Origin of the sequence: Pseudomonas bananamidigenes, from assembly GCF_001679645.1 — a bacterium.
In the GTDB taxonomy this organism is placed as follows: Bacteria; Pseudomonadota; Gammaproteobacteria; order Pseudomonadales; family Pseudomonadaceae; genus Aquipseudomonas; species Aquipseudomonas bananamidigenes.
The window spans coordinates 24,579-42,465 of record NZ_LRUN01000013.1 but is presented as its reverse complement, the minus strand read 5'-3'; the positions used below and the strand labels follow the sequence as shown (position 1 = coordinate 42,465).

The window sequence follows — 17,887 nt, the reverse complement described above, 5'->3', positions numbered from 1 at the left end:
GGCATTGGTGATGGTGGCCTGCACGGTGCCGGCGTCCTTGTAGACGTCATCGGCTGGCGCGGGAACGGTTACGGTGCCCGTGGTTTTGCCGGCCTCGATGGTAATTACGGCGCCGTTGCTCAAGGTCACGCTCACCGGAGTGCCCGCAGCGTTGGTCAGTGTGGCGGTGTAGGTGATCTGGCCACCCTCGGCCACGGTGCCGGTCGCACTGAGCGACAGGTTGGTGGTGTCGACGGTGTCGGTGACGGTAGTGCTGACCGGCGTCTTGTCCGCTACAAGGTTCTCGTAGTTGCCGCCGCTGACGTCGGTAATCGCGTTGGTCAGCGGTGCATGGCCGTTCAGCGCATCGTTCGGTGCAGTGGTGGTCACGGTGCCGGTGGTCTTGCCGACTTCGATGGTGATTTGCTGACCGTTGGACAGGGTCACGGTCACTGGCGAGCCAGTCACTGGCGCGCCCACGGTCGCGGTGTAAGTAACGGTGCCACCTTCGGCCGCAGTTTCGGAAGCAGTGAGCTTCACGGTCGTCGTGTCTATGGTGTCGGTGACTTCCGTTACGGCTGGAACGGTGCTTGGCACCAGGTTCTCGAAGTTGCCACCGGTTGCATCCTTGATGGTGACTTCGACTTTGCCGGCGTCTTTGTACACGTCATCGGCCGGAGCCGGAACGGTTACGGTGCCGGTGGTTTTACCCGCTTCGATGGTGATGACGGCGCCGTTGCTCAACGTCACGGTCAGCGGCGTGCCGGCCGGATTGGTCAGGGTCGCGGTGTAGACGATCGAACCACCTTCGGCCACGGTGCCGGTCGCAGTCAGCGACAGGCTGGTGGTGTCTATGGTGTCGGTGACGGTGGTCGAAACCGGAGTCTTGTCGGCGACCAGATTCTCGTAATTACCGCCGCTCACACCGGTGATCGCGTTGGTCAGCGGTGCATGGCCGTTCAGCACATCATTCGGCGCGGTGGTGGTCACGGTGCCGGTGGTCTTGCCGACTTCGATGGTGATCTGCTGACCGTTGGACAAGGTCACGGTCACCGGCGATCCGGTCACTGGCGCACCAACGGTAGCGGTGTAGGTGACGGTGCCGCCTTCAGCCGCCGACTCGGTCGCGGTGAGTTTCACCGTGGTGGTGTCGATGGTGTCGGTGACCTGAGTCACGGCCGGAACGGTGCTTGGCACCAGGTTCTCGAAGTTGCCGCCGGTGGCCGTCGAAATGGTGGCTTCGACTTTGCCCGCATCCTTGTAGACGTCATCGGCCGGAGCCGGAACGGTCACGGTGCCGGTGGTTTTACCTGCTTCGATGGTGATTACGGCACCGTTGCTCAACGTCACGGTCACCGGCGTGCCGGCCGGGTTGGTCAGGGTCGCGGTGTAAACAATCGAACCGCCTTCGGCCACGGAGCCGGTAGCGCTCAGGGTCAGGTTGGTGGTGTCGACGGTGTCGGTCACGGTGGTGCTGACCGGAGTTTTGTCTGCAACCAGATTCTCGTAGTTGCCACCGGTCACGCCGGTGATCGAGTTGGTCAGCGGCTCGTGACCGTTCAGCGCGTCATTTGGCGCGGTGGTGGTCACGCTGCCGGTGGTTTTGCCGACCTCGATGGTGATTTGCTGACCATTGGCCAAGGTCACGGTAACCGGAGAACCCGTCACCGGAGCACCAACAGTCGCGGTGTAGGTGACGGTGCCACCTTCAGCCGCCGACTCGGTCGCGGTCAGTTTGACTGTGGTGGTGTCGATGGTGTCGGTGACATTGGTCACGGCCGGAACAGTGCTCGGCACCAGGTTCTCGAAACCGCCGCCGGTGACAGTCGAAATAGTTGCTTCGACCTTGCCGGCATCCTTGTAAACGTCATCGGCTGGCGCCGGGACCGTCACGGTGCCCGTAGTCTTGCCGGCTTCGATGGTGATCACGGCGCCGTTCGACAGGGTCACGGTCACCGGGGTGCCGGCCGGGTTGGTCAGCGTCGCGGTGTAAACGATCGAACCACCCTCGGCCACCGAATCAGTGGCGGTCAGGTTCAGGTTGGTCGTGTCGACTGTGTCCGACACCGAGGTGTTCGCCGGTGTGCTGTCGACCGCCAGTTTTTCGTAGTTGCCACCGGTGGCCTTGTCGATGGTCACGCTCAGGGAACTGCCGCCTGCCAGCGGGCTGTTCGGCGCGACGAAGTTCACGGTGCCGGTAGTCTCGCCTACGGCGATGGTGATGGTCTGGCCGTTGGACAGGGTCACCACGACCGGCGAACCGGTCACTGGCGCGGTCACGGTCGCGGTGTAGACCACGGTTTCGCCTTCGGCGACGTTGGCGGTGGCGGTCAGCGACACGGTGGAGGTGTCGATGGTGTCGTGGACGGTGGTGACCGCCGGGGCAGTACTGGTGACCAGATTTTCAAAGTTGCCGCCGGTGGCGCCCTTGATGGTCGTTTCAACGGTACCGGCGTCCTTGTAGACGTCGTCCTTCGGCGCATCGACGGTCACGGTACCGGTGGTCTTGCCGGCCTCGATGGTGATCACGGCGCCGTTGCTCAGGGTCACGGTCACCGGAGTGCCGGCGGCGTTGGTCAGGGTCGCGGTGTAGGTGATCTGGCCACCTTCGTTGACTTCCGGCGTCGCGCTCAGGGTCAGGTTGGTGGTGTCGACAGTGTCGGTGACAGTAGTCGAAACCGGAGTCTTGTCGGCCACCAGATTTTCGTAGTTGCCGCCGCTAACGCCAGTGATCGAGTTGGTCAGCGATGCATGGCCGTTGAGTGCGTCGTTCGGTGCGGTGGTGGTCACGGTGCCGGTGGTCTTGCCGACTTCGATGGTGATCGACTGACCGTTGGCCAGGGTCACGGTCACCGGCGAACCGGTTACTGGTGCGCCGACGGTGGCGGTGTAGGTGACGGTGCCGCCTTCCGCCGCCGACTCGGTCGCGGTCAGTTTGACCGTGGTGGTGTCGATGGTGTCGGTGACTTCGGTGACGGCCGGAACGGTGCTCGGCACCAGGTTCTCGAAGTTGCCGCCGGACGCGTCCTTGATGGTCACTTCGACTTTGCCGGCGTCCTTGTAGACGTCATCGGCAGGCGCCGGGACAGTCACGGTGCCGGTGGTTTTACCGGCGTCGATGGTGATGACGGCGCCGTTGCTCAAGGTCACGGTCAGCGGGGTGCCGGCCGGGTTGGTCAGCGTGGCGGTGTAAACGATCGAGCCACCTTCGGCCACGGTGCCGGTCGCAGTCAGCGACAGGTTGGTGGTGTCGACGGTATCGGTCACGGTGGTGCTGACCGGGGTCTTGTCGGCGACCAGGTTCTCGAAGTTGCCGCCGCTGACGTCGGTAATCGAGTTGGTCAGCGGTGCATGGCCGTTCAACGCATCGTTCGGCGCGGTAGTGGTCACGGTGCCGGTGGTTTTACCCACTTCGATGGTGATGGTCTGGCCGTTGGACAGGGTCACGGTCACAGGTGAACCGGTCACCGGTGCGCCAACCGTCGCGGTGTAAGTAACGGTGCCGCCCTCAGCCGCCGACTCGGTCGCAGTCAGTTTGACCGTGGTGGTGTCGATGGTGTCGGTGACTTCAGTAACAGCCGGCACCGTGCTAGGCACCAGGTTTTCGAAGTTGCCGCCGGACGCATCCTTGATGGTCACTTCGACCTTGCCGGCGTCCTTGTAGACGTCATCGGCAGGCGCAGGAACAGTCACGGTGCCGGTGGTCTTGCCGGCCTCGATGGTGATCACGGCGCCGTTCGACAAGGTCACGGTCACCGGAGTACCCGCAGCGTTGGTCAGTGTGGCGGTGTAGGTGATCTGGCCACCCTCGGCCACGGTGCCGGTCGCACTGAGCGACAGGTTGGTGGTGTCGACGGTGTCGGTGACGGTAGTGCTGACCGGCGTCTTGTCCGCTACAAGGTTCTCGTAGTTGCCGCCGCTGACGTCGGTAATCGCGTTGGTCAGCGGTGCATGGCCGTTCAGCGCATCGTTAGGTGCGGTGGTAGTCACGGTGCCGGTGGTTTTACCCACTTCGATGGTGATGGTCTGGCCGTTGGACAGGGTCACGGTCACAGGTGAACCGGTCACCGGTGCGCCAACCGTTGCGGTGTAAGTAACGGTGCCGCCTTCCGCCGCCGACTCGGTCGCGGTCAGTTTGACCGTAGTGGTGTCGATGGTGTCGGTGACTTCGGTCACCGCTGGAACAGTGCTCGGAACAAGGTTCTCGAAGTTGCCGCCGGACGCGTCCTTGATGGTCACTTCGACCTTGCCGGCGTCTTTGTAGACGTCATCGGCTGGCGCCGGAACGGTCACGGTGCCGGTGGTTTTCCCGGCCTCGATGGTGATCACGGCGCCGTTGCTCAAGGTCACGGTCACCGGAGTGCCCGCAGCGTTGGTGAGGGTCGCGGTGTAGATGATCGAACCGCCCTCTGCCACAGAGCCGGTAGCGCTCAGCGTCAGGTTGGTCGTGTCGACGGTGTCGGTGACCGTAGTCGAAACCGGGGTCTTGTCGGCCACGAGGTTTTCGTAGTTGCCGCCGCTCACGTCAGTGATCGAGTTGCTCAACGGTTCATGACCGTTCAACGCATCGTTCGGTGCGGTGGTGGTCACGGTACCGGTGGTCTTGCCCACTTCGATGGTGATGGTCTGGCCGTTGGCCAAAGTGACAGTCACTGGCGAACCGGTCACAGGCGCACTGACCGTAGCGGTGTAGGTGACAGTGCCACCTTCAGCCACCGATGTATCGGCGCTCAGCTTCACAGTCGACGTATCGATGGTGTCGGTGACTTCAGTAACCGCTGGAACAGTGCTCGGAACAAGGTTCTCGAAGTTACCGCCCGACGCGTCCTTGATGGTCACTTCGACTTTGCCGGCATCCTTGTAGACGTCATCGGCTGGTGCTGGAACGGTCACGGTGCCGGTGGTCTTGCCGGCCTCGATGGTGATCACCGCGCCGTTGGACAGGGTCACGGTCACCGGAGTACCGGCTGGATTGGTCAGCGTGGCGGTGTAAACGATTGACCCACCTTCGGCCACTGTGCCGGTTGCGGTCAACGACAGATTGGTGGTGTCGACGGTATCGGTCACGGTGGTGCTGACCGGCGTTTTATCGGCAACCAGATTTTCGTAGTTGCCACCGGAAACATCAGTGATCGTGTTAGTCAGCGGTGCATGACCATTCAATGCATCGTTCGGCGCGGTAGTGGTCACGGTGCCGGTGGTCTTGCCAACTTCGATGGTGATTTGCTGACCGTTGGCCAGGGTCACGGTCACCGGCGAGCCGGTTACTGGTGCGCCGACGGTGGCGGTGTAGGTGACGGTGCCGCCTTCAGCTGCCGATTCGGTCGCGGTGAGCTTCACCGTGGTGGTATCGATGGTGTCAGTCACTTCGGTGACCGCCGGAACCGTGCTTGGCACCAGGTTCTCGAAGTTGCCGCCGGACGCGTCCTTGATGGTCACTTCGACCTTGCCGGCATCCTTGTAGACGTCATCGGCTGGCGCCGGGACAGTCACGGTGCCGGTGGTTTTGCCGGCGTCGATGGTAATGACAGCACCGTTTGACAAGGTCACGGTGACTGGCGAGCCGGCAGCGTTGGTCAGGGTCGCGGTGTAGACGATTGAACCACCTTCGGCCACGGAGCCGGTCGCAGTCAGCGACAGGTTGGTGGTGTCGATGGTGTCGGTGACTTCGGTAACCGCTGGAACGGTGCTTGGCACGAGGTTTTCGAAGTTGCCGCCAGAGGCGTCCTTGATGGTGACTTCGACTTTGCCCGCGTCCTTGTAAACGTCATCGGCAGGCGCCGGAACGGTCACGGTGCCGGTGGTTTTACCGGCCTCGATGGTGATGACCGAGCCATTGCTCAAGGTCACGGTCACCGGCGTGCCGGCCGGGTTGGTCAGGGTGGCGGTGTAAACGATCGAACCGCCTTCAGCCACGGAGCCCGTCGCGGTCAGCGTCAGGTTGGTCGTGTCGACGGTATCGGTAACCGTAGTCGAAACCGGGGTCTTGTCGGCCACGAGGTTTTCGTAGTTGCCGCCGCTCACGCCGGTGATCGAATTGGTCAGCGGCGCGTGGCCGTTGAGTACATCGTTCGGCGCGGTGGTGGTCACGCTGCCGGTGGTCTTGCCGACTTCGATGGTGATCTGCTGACCATTGGCCAGGGTAACGGTGACTGGTGAGCCGGTCACTGGGGCGCCAACAGTGGCGGTGTAAGTGACGGTGCCGCCTTCAGCGACCGAAGTGTCAGCGGTCAGTTTCACGGTCGAAGTGTCGATGGTGTCGGTCACTTCGGTTACTGCCGGAGCAGTGCTTGGCACCAGATTCTCGAAGTTGCCGCCGGACGCGTCCTTGATGGTCACTTCGACTTTGCCGGCGTCTTTGTAGACGTCATCGGCCGGGGCCGGAACGGTCACGGTGCCGGTGGTCTTGCCGGCCTCGATGGTGATCACCGCGCCGTTGGAAAGGGTCACGGTGACTGGCGAGCCGGCGGCATTGGTCAGGGTCGCGGTGTAAACGATCGAGCCGCCCTCGGCCACGGTACCAGTGGCGCTCAGGGTCAGGTTGGTGGTGTCGACGGTGTCGGTGATCGTGGTCGAAACCGGGGTTTTGTCGGCCACGAGGTTTTCGTAGTTGCCGCCCGTCACGCCAGTGATCGAGTTGGTCAGCGGCGGATTGCCGGTCAGCGCGTCATTCGGCGCGGTGGTGGTCACGGTGCCAGTGGTCTTGCCGACTTCGATGGTGATTTGCTGACCATTGGCCAGGGTCACAGTGACCGGTGATCCGGTCACAGGTGCGCCGACGGTAGCGGTGTAGGTGACGGTGCCGCCTTCTGCTGCGGATTCGGTCGCGGTCAGTTTGACGGTGGTGGTGTCGATGGTGTCGGTGACTTCGGTCACGGCCGGAACGGTGCTCGGCACCAGGTTCTCGAAGTTGCCACCCGTGGTGCCGATAATGCTGACTTCGACTTTGCCCGCGTCCTTGTAAACGTCATCGGCAGGCGCCGGAACGGTCACGGTGCCGGTGGTCTTGCCCGCTTCAATGGTGATGACGGAGCCGTTGCTCAACGTCACGGTCACCGGGGTGCCCGCCGGGTTGGTCAGCGTTGCGGTGTAAACAATCGAACCGCCCTCGGCCACGGAACCGGTCGCGGACAGCGACAGATTGGTGGTGTCGATGGAATCGGTGACGGTGGTGGTCGCCGGCGTGGTATTCGGCACCAGATTCTCGAAGTTGCCGCCGGTAGCGCCGGTAATGGTGGTGCTGACGGTGCCGCCATTGTTGTAGACATCATTCGGCGCGGTCGGGACGTTGACGCTGCCGCTGGTCTTGCCGGCTTCGATGGTGATGGTCGAGCCGTTGGACAGGGTAACGGTGACCGGCGTCTGCGCCGGATTGGTCAACGTCGCGGTGTAGGTAATCTGGCCGCCCTCGACCACGGTGCCGGTTGAGGTCAGGGTCAGGTTGGTAGTGTCGACCGAATCGACGATGTTGGTGACGGCTGGCGTCGGGTTCGCCACCAGATTTTCGAAATTGCCGCCCGTGGCACCGGTGATCGTGGTGGTGACGGTGCTGCCATTGTTGTACACGTCATTCGGCGCAGTCGGCACGTTGACGGTGCCGGTGGTCTGGCCGGCTTCGATGGTGATGGTCGAGCCGTTGGACAGAGTGACGGTGACTGGCGTCTGCGCCGGGTTGGTCAGGGTCGCGGTGTAAGTGATCTGGCCACCTTCGGTGACGCTGCTGCCCGCCGTCAGCGTGACGGTGGTGGTGTCGATGGTATCGGTGACCTGGGTCACGGCCGGTGTGGTCGGCACGGTGACGGTAATGCCGTTGCCGCCGGTGGTGCCGGTGACGGTCACGTTGATCTGGCTGGCGTCGTTGTAAACCGTGTCATTCGGTGCCAGCGGCACGTTGACCGTGCCGGTGGTGGAGCCGGCCGGAATCACGATCACCGCGCCATTGGACAGGGTGACGGTCAGGTCGGTCAGCGGTGCCTGGGTCAGGGTCGCGGTGTACACCAGCACGCCGCCGGCTTCGGTGATGGTCGGTGTGGCGCTGAGGCTCAGGGTCGAGTCGCGCAAGGCGTTGGTGGTGGTGTCGGTGGTCTGGCCGCCGGTGATGTTCTGGGCGGCCTGGCCGGCGGAATTGATGCCTGCGGTCGGGAAGCCGATGGTCGGGTCGACACGGCCAGCGGTGGCGTCGAGCATCACGAAGCTGTGGCCACCACCGGCGGCACCGCCGCTGCCCGCAGCGGTCGGGCCGGCAGCGGTGGCTTCAAGCGCGGTGGTCGGGTCGGCGCCGGCGGCAATGGCTTGCTGCAGTTCTTCAACGGACGGTGCGGCCTGCGCAGTGGCTTCGGCCAAGTCAGTGCTGGAGTCCGGAGTATCGGCGCTCCATTGAGTATCACGACCCAGATCGAGGGTGCGGCCATCTGCCAGTTCCAGGGACACCGCGCCAGCGACGCCGGTATCGACCTGATCGCCTGCGAACAAGCGGTCGCCTTCAACGAGTACGCGACGGACGCCCTCCGGGGACACCACGAAAACCTGACCGACAATGCTTTTGACGATGGCAACAACACTGCTCATTGAAGACTCTCCGGGTGTCACGTTCAGTTGACTTCCATAGACCTGATGGCTTTTCTGCGCCGATTCAGTCTGGACGTACTTTTAAAAAAATGTGAATCAAGTTTGACGCTGATCTGTGTCAATATTTTGACTAGAATCTTTCGCTATTAACTTTATGCCAAACTATTGACCTTCTGGATGCCATCCTAAACAATCGTCCCACTAATGTCACATTGATATTTACCGGCGACTTGCCCTTGAGCATGTGATCCAGTTCCGGTTTTAAAATTTCCGACATACGGTCATACCGGTTGCCATCATCCGACGCAGCACCCTTGTTTGCTGTGATTCACGACAAGAAGTTCTGGGAAAATCCTCACCATGCGTTCGCCCCTGTTCAAGGCACTGCCTTTCGCTCTCGCCGCGTCTTTCGCACAAGCACAAACCCTGCCCGAAGCCATGCAACAGGCGCTGGATGTCCATCCGGAAATACAGGCAGGGGTCAACAGTCGTTTGGCTGCGGATTATCAGTTAAAGGCTGCCAAAGGTGGATACCTGCCCAAGGTCGATCTGCTCGGTGGTTATGGCCGTGAAGGTACCGACAGCGTCACCACCCGTGCCAACGGCGGCGGCAATCACTGGGAAACCCTGAACCGTGGCGAGTCAAGTTTACGTCTGTCGCAAATGGTTTTTGACGGTTTTGCGACGTCCAGCGAAGTCGGGCGTCAACAAGCCACCGTCAACTCCCGCGCCTACGCTTTGCTTGGCACCTCCGAGCGCACGGCGCTGACGGTCGCCCAGGTTTATCTGGATGTGCTGACCCGTCGTGAGTTCGTGCGCCTGGCCGAGGAAAACCTCAAGAGCCACCAGCGCATCTACGACCAGATCCAGTTGCGTACCCAGCGCGGTGTCGGCAGCGGTGCCGACCTCGACCAGGCCGAAGCGCGGATGGCCCAGGCCCGCAACAACCTGATCACCGAACAGACCAACCTCGCCGACTCGGAAACCAACTTCCTCAGCGCCGTCGGCCAGATGCCCGATCAACTGGAGCGTCCGGCGCCGTTCATGGCGATGATGCCGGCCAATCTCAACGAAGCTCGCGCGCAGATGCTGGAAAACAGCCCGATCCTGCGTTCGGCCGAGTCCGACATCGCCGCTGCCGAGAAGCAGTACGAAACTGCCAAGTCGACATTCTATCCGCGTTTCGATGCCGAACTGGGCCGCACCGCCGACAACGACCTGGACGGCCAGAACGGTCACAACAATGAATGGCAGGCGATGCTGCGCATGCGTTTCAACCTCTATTCGGGCGGAAGCAACAAGGCTGACCTGGAATCCAAGGCCTACCTGTCGAACCAGGCGCTGGACATCCGCAACAACGCCCTGCGTCAGTTGAACGAAGAGCTGGGCCTGGCCTGGAACGCCCTGAACAACGCCAACGCCCAGGTGCCGATCGCTCAGCAGTACGTCGATCACAGCACCTCGGTGCGCACCGCGTACCAGCGTCAGTTCAGTCTGGGCGAACGAACCCTGCTGGATTTGCTCGACAGTGAAAACGAACTGTTCACCGCTTCGCGCCGTCTGGCCGAGATCAAGAACATTCAGTTATTTACTCAATACCGAATCAAGGCGACCATGGGCGAGTTGCTCAAGAGCCAGGGAGTGGTCGCGCCGATGGCATCCGTTGTGCAGAACGACGTGAAGCCCAAGGTTCAACTGCCCGGGATGAATTGAGTTGTCCCTTTTCAACTGTTAAAGAGTGTCGAGCGTGGAATCAGAAGTCAGTCGAGTTCATCTCAGTCATGATCCACGCGCGATGCACGACGATCCGTTGCTGGATGGTCTGCTCGCTCTTTGCATGCTGCACCAGAAGCCTGCCAGTGCGGCGATGCTGACCACCGGCCTGCCGCTCCCCAAACAGCGCCTGAGCGTCGAGCTGCTGCCCCGTGCAGCCGCGCGCGCCGGCCTGCAGGGGCGGGTGCTGCAACGCAAGCTGGAAGAGATTCCGGCCATCGCCATGCCGGCGCTGTTGCTCCTCAAGGATGGCCGCAGTGCCGTCCTGCTCGGTTGGCAGGGTGAGAACGAAGCGCGGGTGCTGCTCAGCGAAACCGATGGCGGTGAGTCCCTCGTCAGCCGCGAACTGCTGGCCGACGATTACCTTGGCAAAGTGTTCTTTGCCCAGCCCCAGCACAAATTCGACGTCAACCACGGCACGCTGATTCCCCGTGCGCGTTCGTGGTTCCGCGACACACTCAAGCGTTCACGCTGGCTGTACGCCGACGCCATCGCTGCGAGTTTCCTGATCAACATCATCGCCATGGCCGCGCCGCTGTTCGTGATGAACGTTTACGACCGCGTGGTGCCGAACCAGGCCGAAGCGACCCTGTGGGTGCTCGCACTGGGCATCACCGGTGCCTATCTGTTCGACCTGATCCTCAAGAGCCTGCGCAGTCTGTGTCTGGATCTGGCCGGCAAGAAAACCGACCTGATCATCTCCGCCACGCTGTTCGAACGCATCGTCGGCATGGCCATGAAGTACCGCCCGGCACGGGTCGGCAGCTTTGCCCAGAACATCCACGAGTTCCAGAGCCTGCGCGATTTCCTCGCCTCGCTGACCCTGACCAGCCTGATCGATCTGCCGTTCACCATTCTGATCTTCATTGTCATCGCCATTCTCGGCGGGCATCTGGTGTGGATTCCCGTGCTGGCCTTCCCGATTGCGCTGCTGATCGGTTATGCGTTGCAGAAGCCGCTGGTGGCCACCATGGAGCGCACCATGGCGCTGGGTGCCGAGCGTCAGTCGAGCCTGATCGAGACCCTCGCTGGCCTCGACGCGGTGAAGGTCAATAACGCCGAAAGTGAACGTCAGTACCAATGGGAGCAGACCATCGGCACCCTCAGCCGTCTCGAATTGCGGGTGAAGATGCTTTCCGGTCTGGCGATGAACATCACCCTGCTGATCCAGCAACTGGCCGGGGTGATCATGATTGTCTTCGGCGTGTACCAGATCATCGCCGGCAACCTGAGCATGGGCGGCCTGATCGCCTGCTACATGCTCAGTGGCCGGGCACTGAGCCCGCTGGCGTCGCTGTCCGGTCTGCTGACCCGTTACCAGCAGGCGCGAGTGACCATGACCTCGGTCGACCAGATGATGGAGCTGCCGCAGGAGCGCAATTTCGAAGAGCGCCCGCTGAGCCGCAAGGTCCTGCAAGGCGCCATCGAATGCCGCCAACTCAGTTTTACCTATCCGGAGCAACAGAACCCGGCGTTGAAAAACATCAACCTGGTGATCCGTCCCGGCGAGAAGATCGGCATCATCGGCCGCAGCGGCTCGGGCAAGAGTTCGCTGGCCAAACTGCTGGTGGGCCTGTATCAGCCGGACGACGGCGCGTTGCTGGTGGACGGTGTCGACATCCGCCAGATCGATGTCAGCGAGCTGCGCTACAACATCGGTTACGTGCCGCAGGACATCCAGCTGCTGGCCGGCACTCTGCGTGACAACCTGATTTCCGGCGCCCGTTACGTCGAAGACGAGCTTGTCCTGCAAGCCGCCGAACTGGCCGGCGTCCATGAATTCGCCCGTCTGCACCCACAAGGCTATGAACTGCAAGTCGGCGAGCGCGGGCAGAACCTGTCCGGCGGCCAGCGGCAGAACGTCGCCCTGGCCCGGGCGCTGCTGCTCAATCCGCCGATCCTGCTGCTCGACGAACCGACCAGCGCCATGGACAACACCGGCGAAGAACGCCTCAAGCAACGCCTGGCCGCCGTCGTTGAAAACAAGACCGTGGTGCTGGTGACGCACCGGGCATCGCTGCTGTCGCTGGTGGACCGCCTGCTGGTGGTGGACCGGGGACAGATTCTCGCCGATGGCCCGAAAGCCGCCGTGATGGAAGCGTTGAAGAAGGGGCAGATCAGTGTTGCTTAAGTCGGGTTTCAAGGATTCGATCCGTCGCTACTTCAAGGGCTCTGCTTCGCTGCAGGGCCAGCCGTTGCCGGAAGTCAACAAGGCCTTGATCGAGGACGCTCCGCGTGTGGTGCGGCTGACGATCTGGGCGATCATCGGCTTCTTCGTGTTCATGATGCTGTGGGCCAACTTCGCCGTGATCGACGAAGTGACCAAGGGCGACGGCAAGGCGATTCCGTCGTCGAAGATCCAGAAAATCCAGAACCTCGAGGGCGGGATCGTCTCCGAGCTGTTCGTCAAGGAAGGCCAGATCGTCGAGGCCGGCGCGCCGCTGATTCGACTGGACGACACGCGGTTTGCCTCCAACGTCGGCGAAACCGAAGCCGATCGCCTGTCGATGCTGCTGCGGGTCGAGCGTCTGAGCGCCGAGGTCGATGACCGTCCGCTGAATTTCCCCGAGGATGTGCTCAAGGCCGTGCCGGGTCAGGCCAAGAGTGAAGAATCCCTGTACATCAGTCGTCGCCAGCAACTGCACGACGAGGTCGGCGGCTTGCAGGAGCAGTTGATCCAGCGTCAGCAGGAGTTGCGAGAGTTCACCTCGAAGCAGGCGCAGTACCGCCAGCAACTCGGCCTGCAACGCCAGGAAATCAACATGTCCGAGCCGCTGGTGGCCCAGGGCGCGGTTTCACCGGTGGAAGTGTTGCGGCTCAAACGCGCCGAAGTGGAAACCCGGGGACAACTCGACGCCACCACCCTGGCGATTCCACGTGCCGAGTCGGCAATCAAGGAAGTGCAACGCAAGATCGACGAGACTCGCGGCAAGTTCCGCAGCGAAGCCCTGACCCAGCTCAACGAGGCCCGCACCGACCTGAACAAGGCCCAGGCCACCGGCAAGGCGTTGGAAGACCGCGTCAGCCGCACGCTCGTCACTTCGCCGGTGCGGGGCATCGTCAACAAGATGCTGGTCAACACCATCGGCGGGGTGATCCAGCCGGGTAGCGATCTGGTGGAAATCGTGCCGCTGGACGACACCCTGCTGGTCGAGGCAAAGATTCGCCCGCAGGACATCGCGTTCCTGCACCCGGGGCAGGAGGCCACGGTGAAATTCACCGCCTATGACTACACCATCTACGGTGGTCTGAAGGCCAAGCTGGAACAGATCGGCGCGGACACCATCACCGACGAAGACAAGAAAACCACTTACTACGTCATCAAGCTGCGCACCGAGCGCAGCCATCTCGGGACTGACGAGAAGCCGTTGCTGATCATCCCGGGGATGGTGGCGTCGGTGGACATCATCACCGGGAAGAAGACCGTGCTGAGCTACCTGCTCAAGCCGATCATCCGGGCGCGGGCCGAGGCGTTGCACGAACGCTAAGTCTTGGCGTTGCTGACGGCCTCTTCGCGAGCAGGCTCGCTCCCACTTGGATTTTTGTTAAGCGCACATTTTTGTGTTCGCCGGTGATCCCTGTGGGAGCGAGCCTGCTCCGGGCGGCGAGCCGACGAAGGCATCCGCAACCTCACCACATCTCCGTCAGTAAGTGACACAAATGGTCACTCACCATCCAGTTCATTCTGAAGCAATCGCCATATCGTTATGCGTTAACGGTATTTAAATTAATTTTCTTATATCTATACAGTCAACTTCCTGCGTACCTGCCGACCAATCGGCGCGCCGCACGACACGAACCCACACGCAATCCAGCGTGAGTTTCTGATCGACGCGCGTGCCCCTGAGCGTGCCGTGCGTGGGAGATTGATGATGTCTGCAGCTACTGCTACCCCAAGCGCCGCGACTGTCGCGCCGCAAGTCTTCGAGATTCGCCCGTTCAACGGTGCCGTCGGCGCCGAAATCATTGGCCTGGACCTGAGCCGCCCGGTTAACGATGAGGATTTCGCCCGTATTCACCGCGCGCACCTCGATCACCACGTCGTGGTCTTTCGCGACCAGCGCATCACCCCGCAACAGCAGATCGACTTCAGCCGTCGTTTCGGCGTGTTGCAGATCCACGTACTCAAGCAGTTCCTGCTGGCCAATCACCCGGAAATCCTCATCGTTTCCAACATCGTCGAGAACGGCCAGAACATCGGCCTCGGTGATGCCGGCAAGTTCTGGCACTCGGATCTGTCCTACAAAGAACTGCCGAGCCTCGGCTCGATGCTGCACGCCCAGGAGCTGCCGTCCGAAGGCGGCGACACCCTGTTTGCCGACATGCACAAAGCCTGGGACAGCCTGCCCGAGGCGCTGCGCAAAGCCGTCGAAGGCCGCTCGGCTGCGCATTCCTACACCGCGCGTTACAGCGAAACAAAATTCGAAGGCAACTGGCGCCCGACCCTGACCCCGGAGCAATTGGCTCAGGTCGCCGAGGTCGTGCATCCGGTGGTCCGCACCCACCCGGAAAATGGCCGCAAGGCGTTGTTCGTCAGTGAAGGTTTCACCACCCGTATCGTCGGCCTGCCGGAAGACGAGAGCAAACAACTGCTCGACGAGCTCTACGCCAACAGCGTGCTGCCGCAGAACATCTACCGCCATCAATGGCAGCCCCACGACCTGGTGTTCTGGGACAACCGTTCGCTGATCCACCTGGCTGCCGGTTGCCCTGCGCACCTGCGCCGCAAGCTGTATCGCACCACCATCCAGGGCGACGCGCCTTTCTGATTTGCCGGAGATCCGATCATGTCCAGACGTCTTCCATTTGCTCCGCTGGCGGCGGCCATCGGCCTCGGTTTCAGCCTGATCGCCGGCAGCCTGGTGGCGCCGGCCGCGGCCCACGCTGAAGGTGAAATCCGCATCGCCGAACAGTTCGGCATTGTTTATCTATTGCTCAATGTGGTGCGCGATCAGGGACTGATCGAGAAGTACGGCAAACAGGAAGGGCTCGACATCAAGGTCGACTGGACCCAGTTGTCCGGCGGCGCGGCGGTCAACGATGCGTTGCTGTCCGGCTCCATCGACATTGCCGGAGCCGGCGTCGGGCCGTTGCTGACGATCTGGGATCGCACCCACGGCAAGCAGAACGTCAAGGCCGTGGCTTCGCTCGGCAACTTTCCGTACTACCTCGTCAGCAACAATCCCAAGGTCAAAACCATTGCTGACTTCACCGACAAGGACCGCATCGCGGTGCCGGCGGTTGGCGTTTCCGTGCAGTCGCGCTTCCTGCAATACGCAGCGGCCAGACAGTGGGGCGACAAGGAATTCAATCGCCTCGACAAATACACCATCGCCGTTCCGCACCCGGACGCCACCGCTGCGTTGATTGCCGGCGGCACCGAACTGACCGGGCATTTCTCCAACCCGCCGTTCCAGGATCAGGCGCTGCAAAATCCGAACGTGCATGTCGTCCTCAACTCCTATGATGTGCTCGGGCCGAACTCGCCAACCGTACTGTTCGCCACCGAGAAATTCCGCAACGAGAACCCCAAGACCTACAAGGCGTTCGTCGAAGCCCTGACCGAAGCCGCGCAGTTTGCGCAGAACGATAAAGGCGCGGCGGCAGACACCTACCTGCGCGTGACCAAAGCCAAAATCGACCGCGCCGAGCTGCTGAAAATCATCGATAACCCGCAGTTCGAATTCAGCGTCACGCCGAAAAACACCTACCCCCTCGCCGAGTTCCTCTACCGCGTCGGCGCGATCAAGAACAAGCCCGAGTCGTGGAAGGACTACTTCTTCCAGGACGCCAGACCGCTGCAGGGGAGCTGATCGACATGAACGCCCCTTTGCAAGGCCACGCGGCCAGCAACCCGATCGCCACGGCGCAGACGCTGCTGGCGGTCGACCAGGTCAGCCTCGAATACCGCACGCCGCAACGCGTCGTGCGTGCCACCCACCAGGTCAGTTTCGAGGTTGATCAGGAGGATCGCTTCGTACTGCTCGGCCCGTCCGGATGCGGCAAGTCCACCTTGCTCAAGGCCGTCGCCGGGTTCATTGCGCCGTGCGAGGGTGAGATCCGCCTGCAAGGCCAGCGCGTCGACGCGCCGGGGCCGGACCGGATCGTGGTGTTTCAGGAGTTCGATCAACTGCCGCCGTGGAAAACCGTCAAGCAGAATGTGATGTTTCCGCTGTTGGCTTCGCGCACATTGAAGAAAAAGGATGCCGAAGAGCGTGCGCTGCATTACCTGGAAAAGGTCGGTCTGGCGGCATTCGCCGATGCCTATCCGCACACCTTGTCCGGCGGCATGAAGGCGCGGGTGGCGATTGCCCGGGCGCTGGCGATGCAGCCGAAAATCCTGCTGATGGACGAGCCGTTCGCCGCGCTGGACGCCCTGACCCGGCGCAAGATGCAGGAAGAATTGCTGCTGCTCTGGGAGGAGGTGCGTTTCACCTTGTTGTTCGTCACCCACTCGATTGAAGAAGCGCTGGTGGTGGGCAATCGCATCCTGTTGCTGTCGCCGCACCCGGGTCGGGTGAGGGCGGAAGTGCACAGTCATCAATACGATCTGCACAGCCTCGGCGGCGTGGCGTTTCAGGAGTCGGCGCGACGCATTCACCGTTTGCTGTTCGATGAAGGGCAGTCGCCGGAAACCGAGCGCGAGCACGATTTCAACGACATTCGCATCGCTTATTGAGCCACCCGGAGGATCGCCCGATGAGCCATTCATCGTCTGTACGCCAGGAATTCGAAAACCATCTGCAACCGTTGACCAGCGTGCCGGTGGAGCGCCAGTTGCCACTGGGCCAGCGCCTGTGGCAGCAAGGCTGGCTGCGCAAAAGCGTGATTCTGATTCTGCTCGCGGTGCTCTGGGAAATAGTGGCCCGGGTGCAGAACAACGACCTGCTGCTGCCGAGCTTTTTACAGACCGGTCACGCGCTGTACGACGGCCTGCTCAGCGGTGAACTGCCGGGCAAGGTGTGGATCTCGCTACTGGTGCTGCTCAAGGGTTACTTGATCGGCATCGTGTTGGCTTTTGCTCTGACCACGCTGGCCGTTTCGACTCAGTCTGGCCGGGATCTATTGAGTACGCTGACCTCGATGTTCAACCCGCTGCCGGCGATTGCCCTGTTGCCGCTGGCGTTGCTGTGGTTCGGCCTGGGGCAGAACAGCCTGATTTTCGTGCTGGTGCATTCGGTACTCTGGGCGCTGGCGCTGAACACTTACGCCGGGTTTCTCGGCGTTTCGGAAACCCTGCGCATGGCCGGGCGCAATTACGGTTTGAAGGGCATGCGCTTCGTACTGTTCATCCTGATCCCGGCGGCGCTGCCGTCGATCCTCGCCGGGCTGAAGATCGGCTGGGCCTTCGCCTGGCGCACCCTGATCGCCGCCGAACTGGTGTTCGGTGCCACCAGCGGCAAGGGTGGCCTGGGCTGGTACATCTTCCAGAACCGCAACGAGCTGTACACCGACAAAGTGTTCGCCGGGCTGGCGGTGGTGATTCTCATCGGTCTGCTGGTGGAAAACCTGGTGTTCGACACCCTGGAACGAGTGACGGTGAAGCGCTGGGGCATGCAGCGCTGAT

General features: G+C 61.9%; 8 protein-coding genes. 7 read left to right on the top strand and 1 reads right to left on the bottom strand.

Going from position 1 to position 17,887, the window contains the following annotated elements; translation table 11 throughout:
- A partial coding sequence (locus BBF94_RS05890) for a retention module-containing protein (protein ID WP_141676552.1) occupies positions 1-8,547 on the bottom strand: 8,547 nt, incomplete at its 3' end.
- Positions 8,548-8,907: 360 nt separating this feature from the next.
- Between BBF94_RS05890 and BBF94_RS05885 the strand changes: the two genes are divergently transcribed.
- The 7 genes from BBF94_RS05885 (at position 8,908) to BBF94_RS05855 (ending at position 17,886) form a co-directional block, all read left to right on the top strand.
- Complete coding sequence (locus BBF94_RS05885; protein WP_065258112.1) at positions 8,908-10,260, top strand: TolC family outer membrane protein; 1,353 nt, start codon at positions 8,908-8,910, stop codon at positions 10,258-10,260.
- A gap of 34 nt (positions 10,261-10,294) precedes the next feature.
- Entirely contained in the window at positions 10,295-12,451 is a 2,157-nt protein-coding gene (locus BBF94_RS05880) for a type I secretion system permease/ATPase (RefSeq protein ID WP_065258111.1), read from the top strand.
- Positions 12,441-13,808: an HlyD family type I secretion periplasmic adaptor subunit gene (locus BBF94_RS05875; RefSeq protein WP_065258110.1), complete on the top strand. Its 1,368-nt coding sequence runs from the start codon at positions 12,441-12,443 to the stop codon at positions 13,806-13,808. The genes BBF94_RS05880 and BBF94_RS05875 overlap by 11 nt, the downstream gene beginning before the upstream one ends.
- A gap of 384 nt (positions 13,809-14,192) precedes the next feature.
- Positions 14,193-15,089 (top strand): TauD/TfdA dioxygenase family protein, encoded by an 897-nt coding sequence (locus tag BBF94_RS05870; protein WP_065258109.1) that lies wholly within the window; start codon positions 14,193-14,195, stop codon positions 15,087-15,089.
- An 18-nt stretch (positions 15,090-15,107) separates the two neighbouring features.
- Entirely contained in the window at positions 15,108-16,133 is a 1,026-nt protein-coding gene (locus tag BBF94_RS05865; protein ID WP_065258108.1) for an ABC transporter substrate-binding protein, read from the top strand.
- Between the two features lie 5 nt (positions 16,134-16,138).
- On the top strand, positions 16,139-16,999 hold the full coding sequence (locus tag BBF94_RS05860; RefSeq protein ID WP_065258107.1) for an ABC transporter ATP-binding protein: 861 nt from the start codon (positions 16,139-16,141) through the stop codon (positions 16,997-16,999).
- Positions 17,000-17,019: 20 nt separating this feature from the next.
- Positions 17,020-17,886 carry an ABC transporter permease gene (locus tag BBF94_RS05855; RefSeq protein WP_065258106.1) on the top strand — a complete coding sequence of 289 codons (867 nt, stop codon included), beginning with the start codon at positions 17,020-17,022 and terminating at the stop codon, positions 17,884-17,886.
- Position 17,887 lies beyond the last annotated feature (1 nt).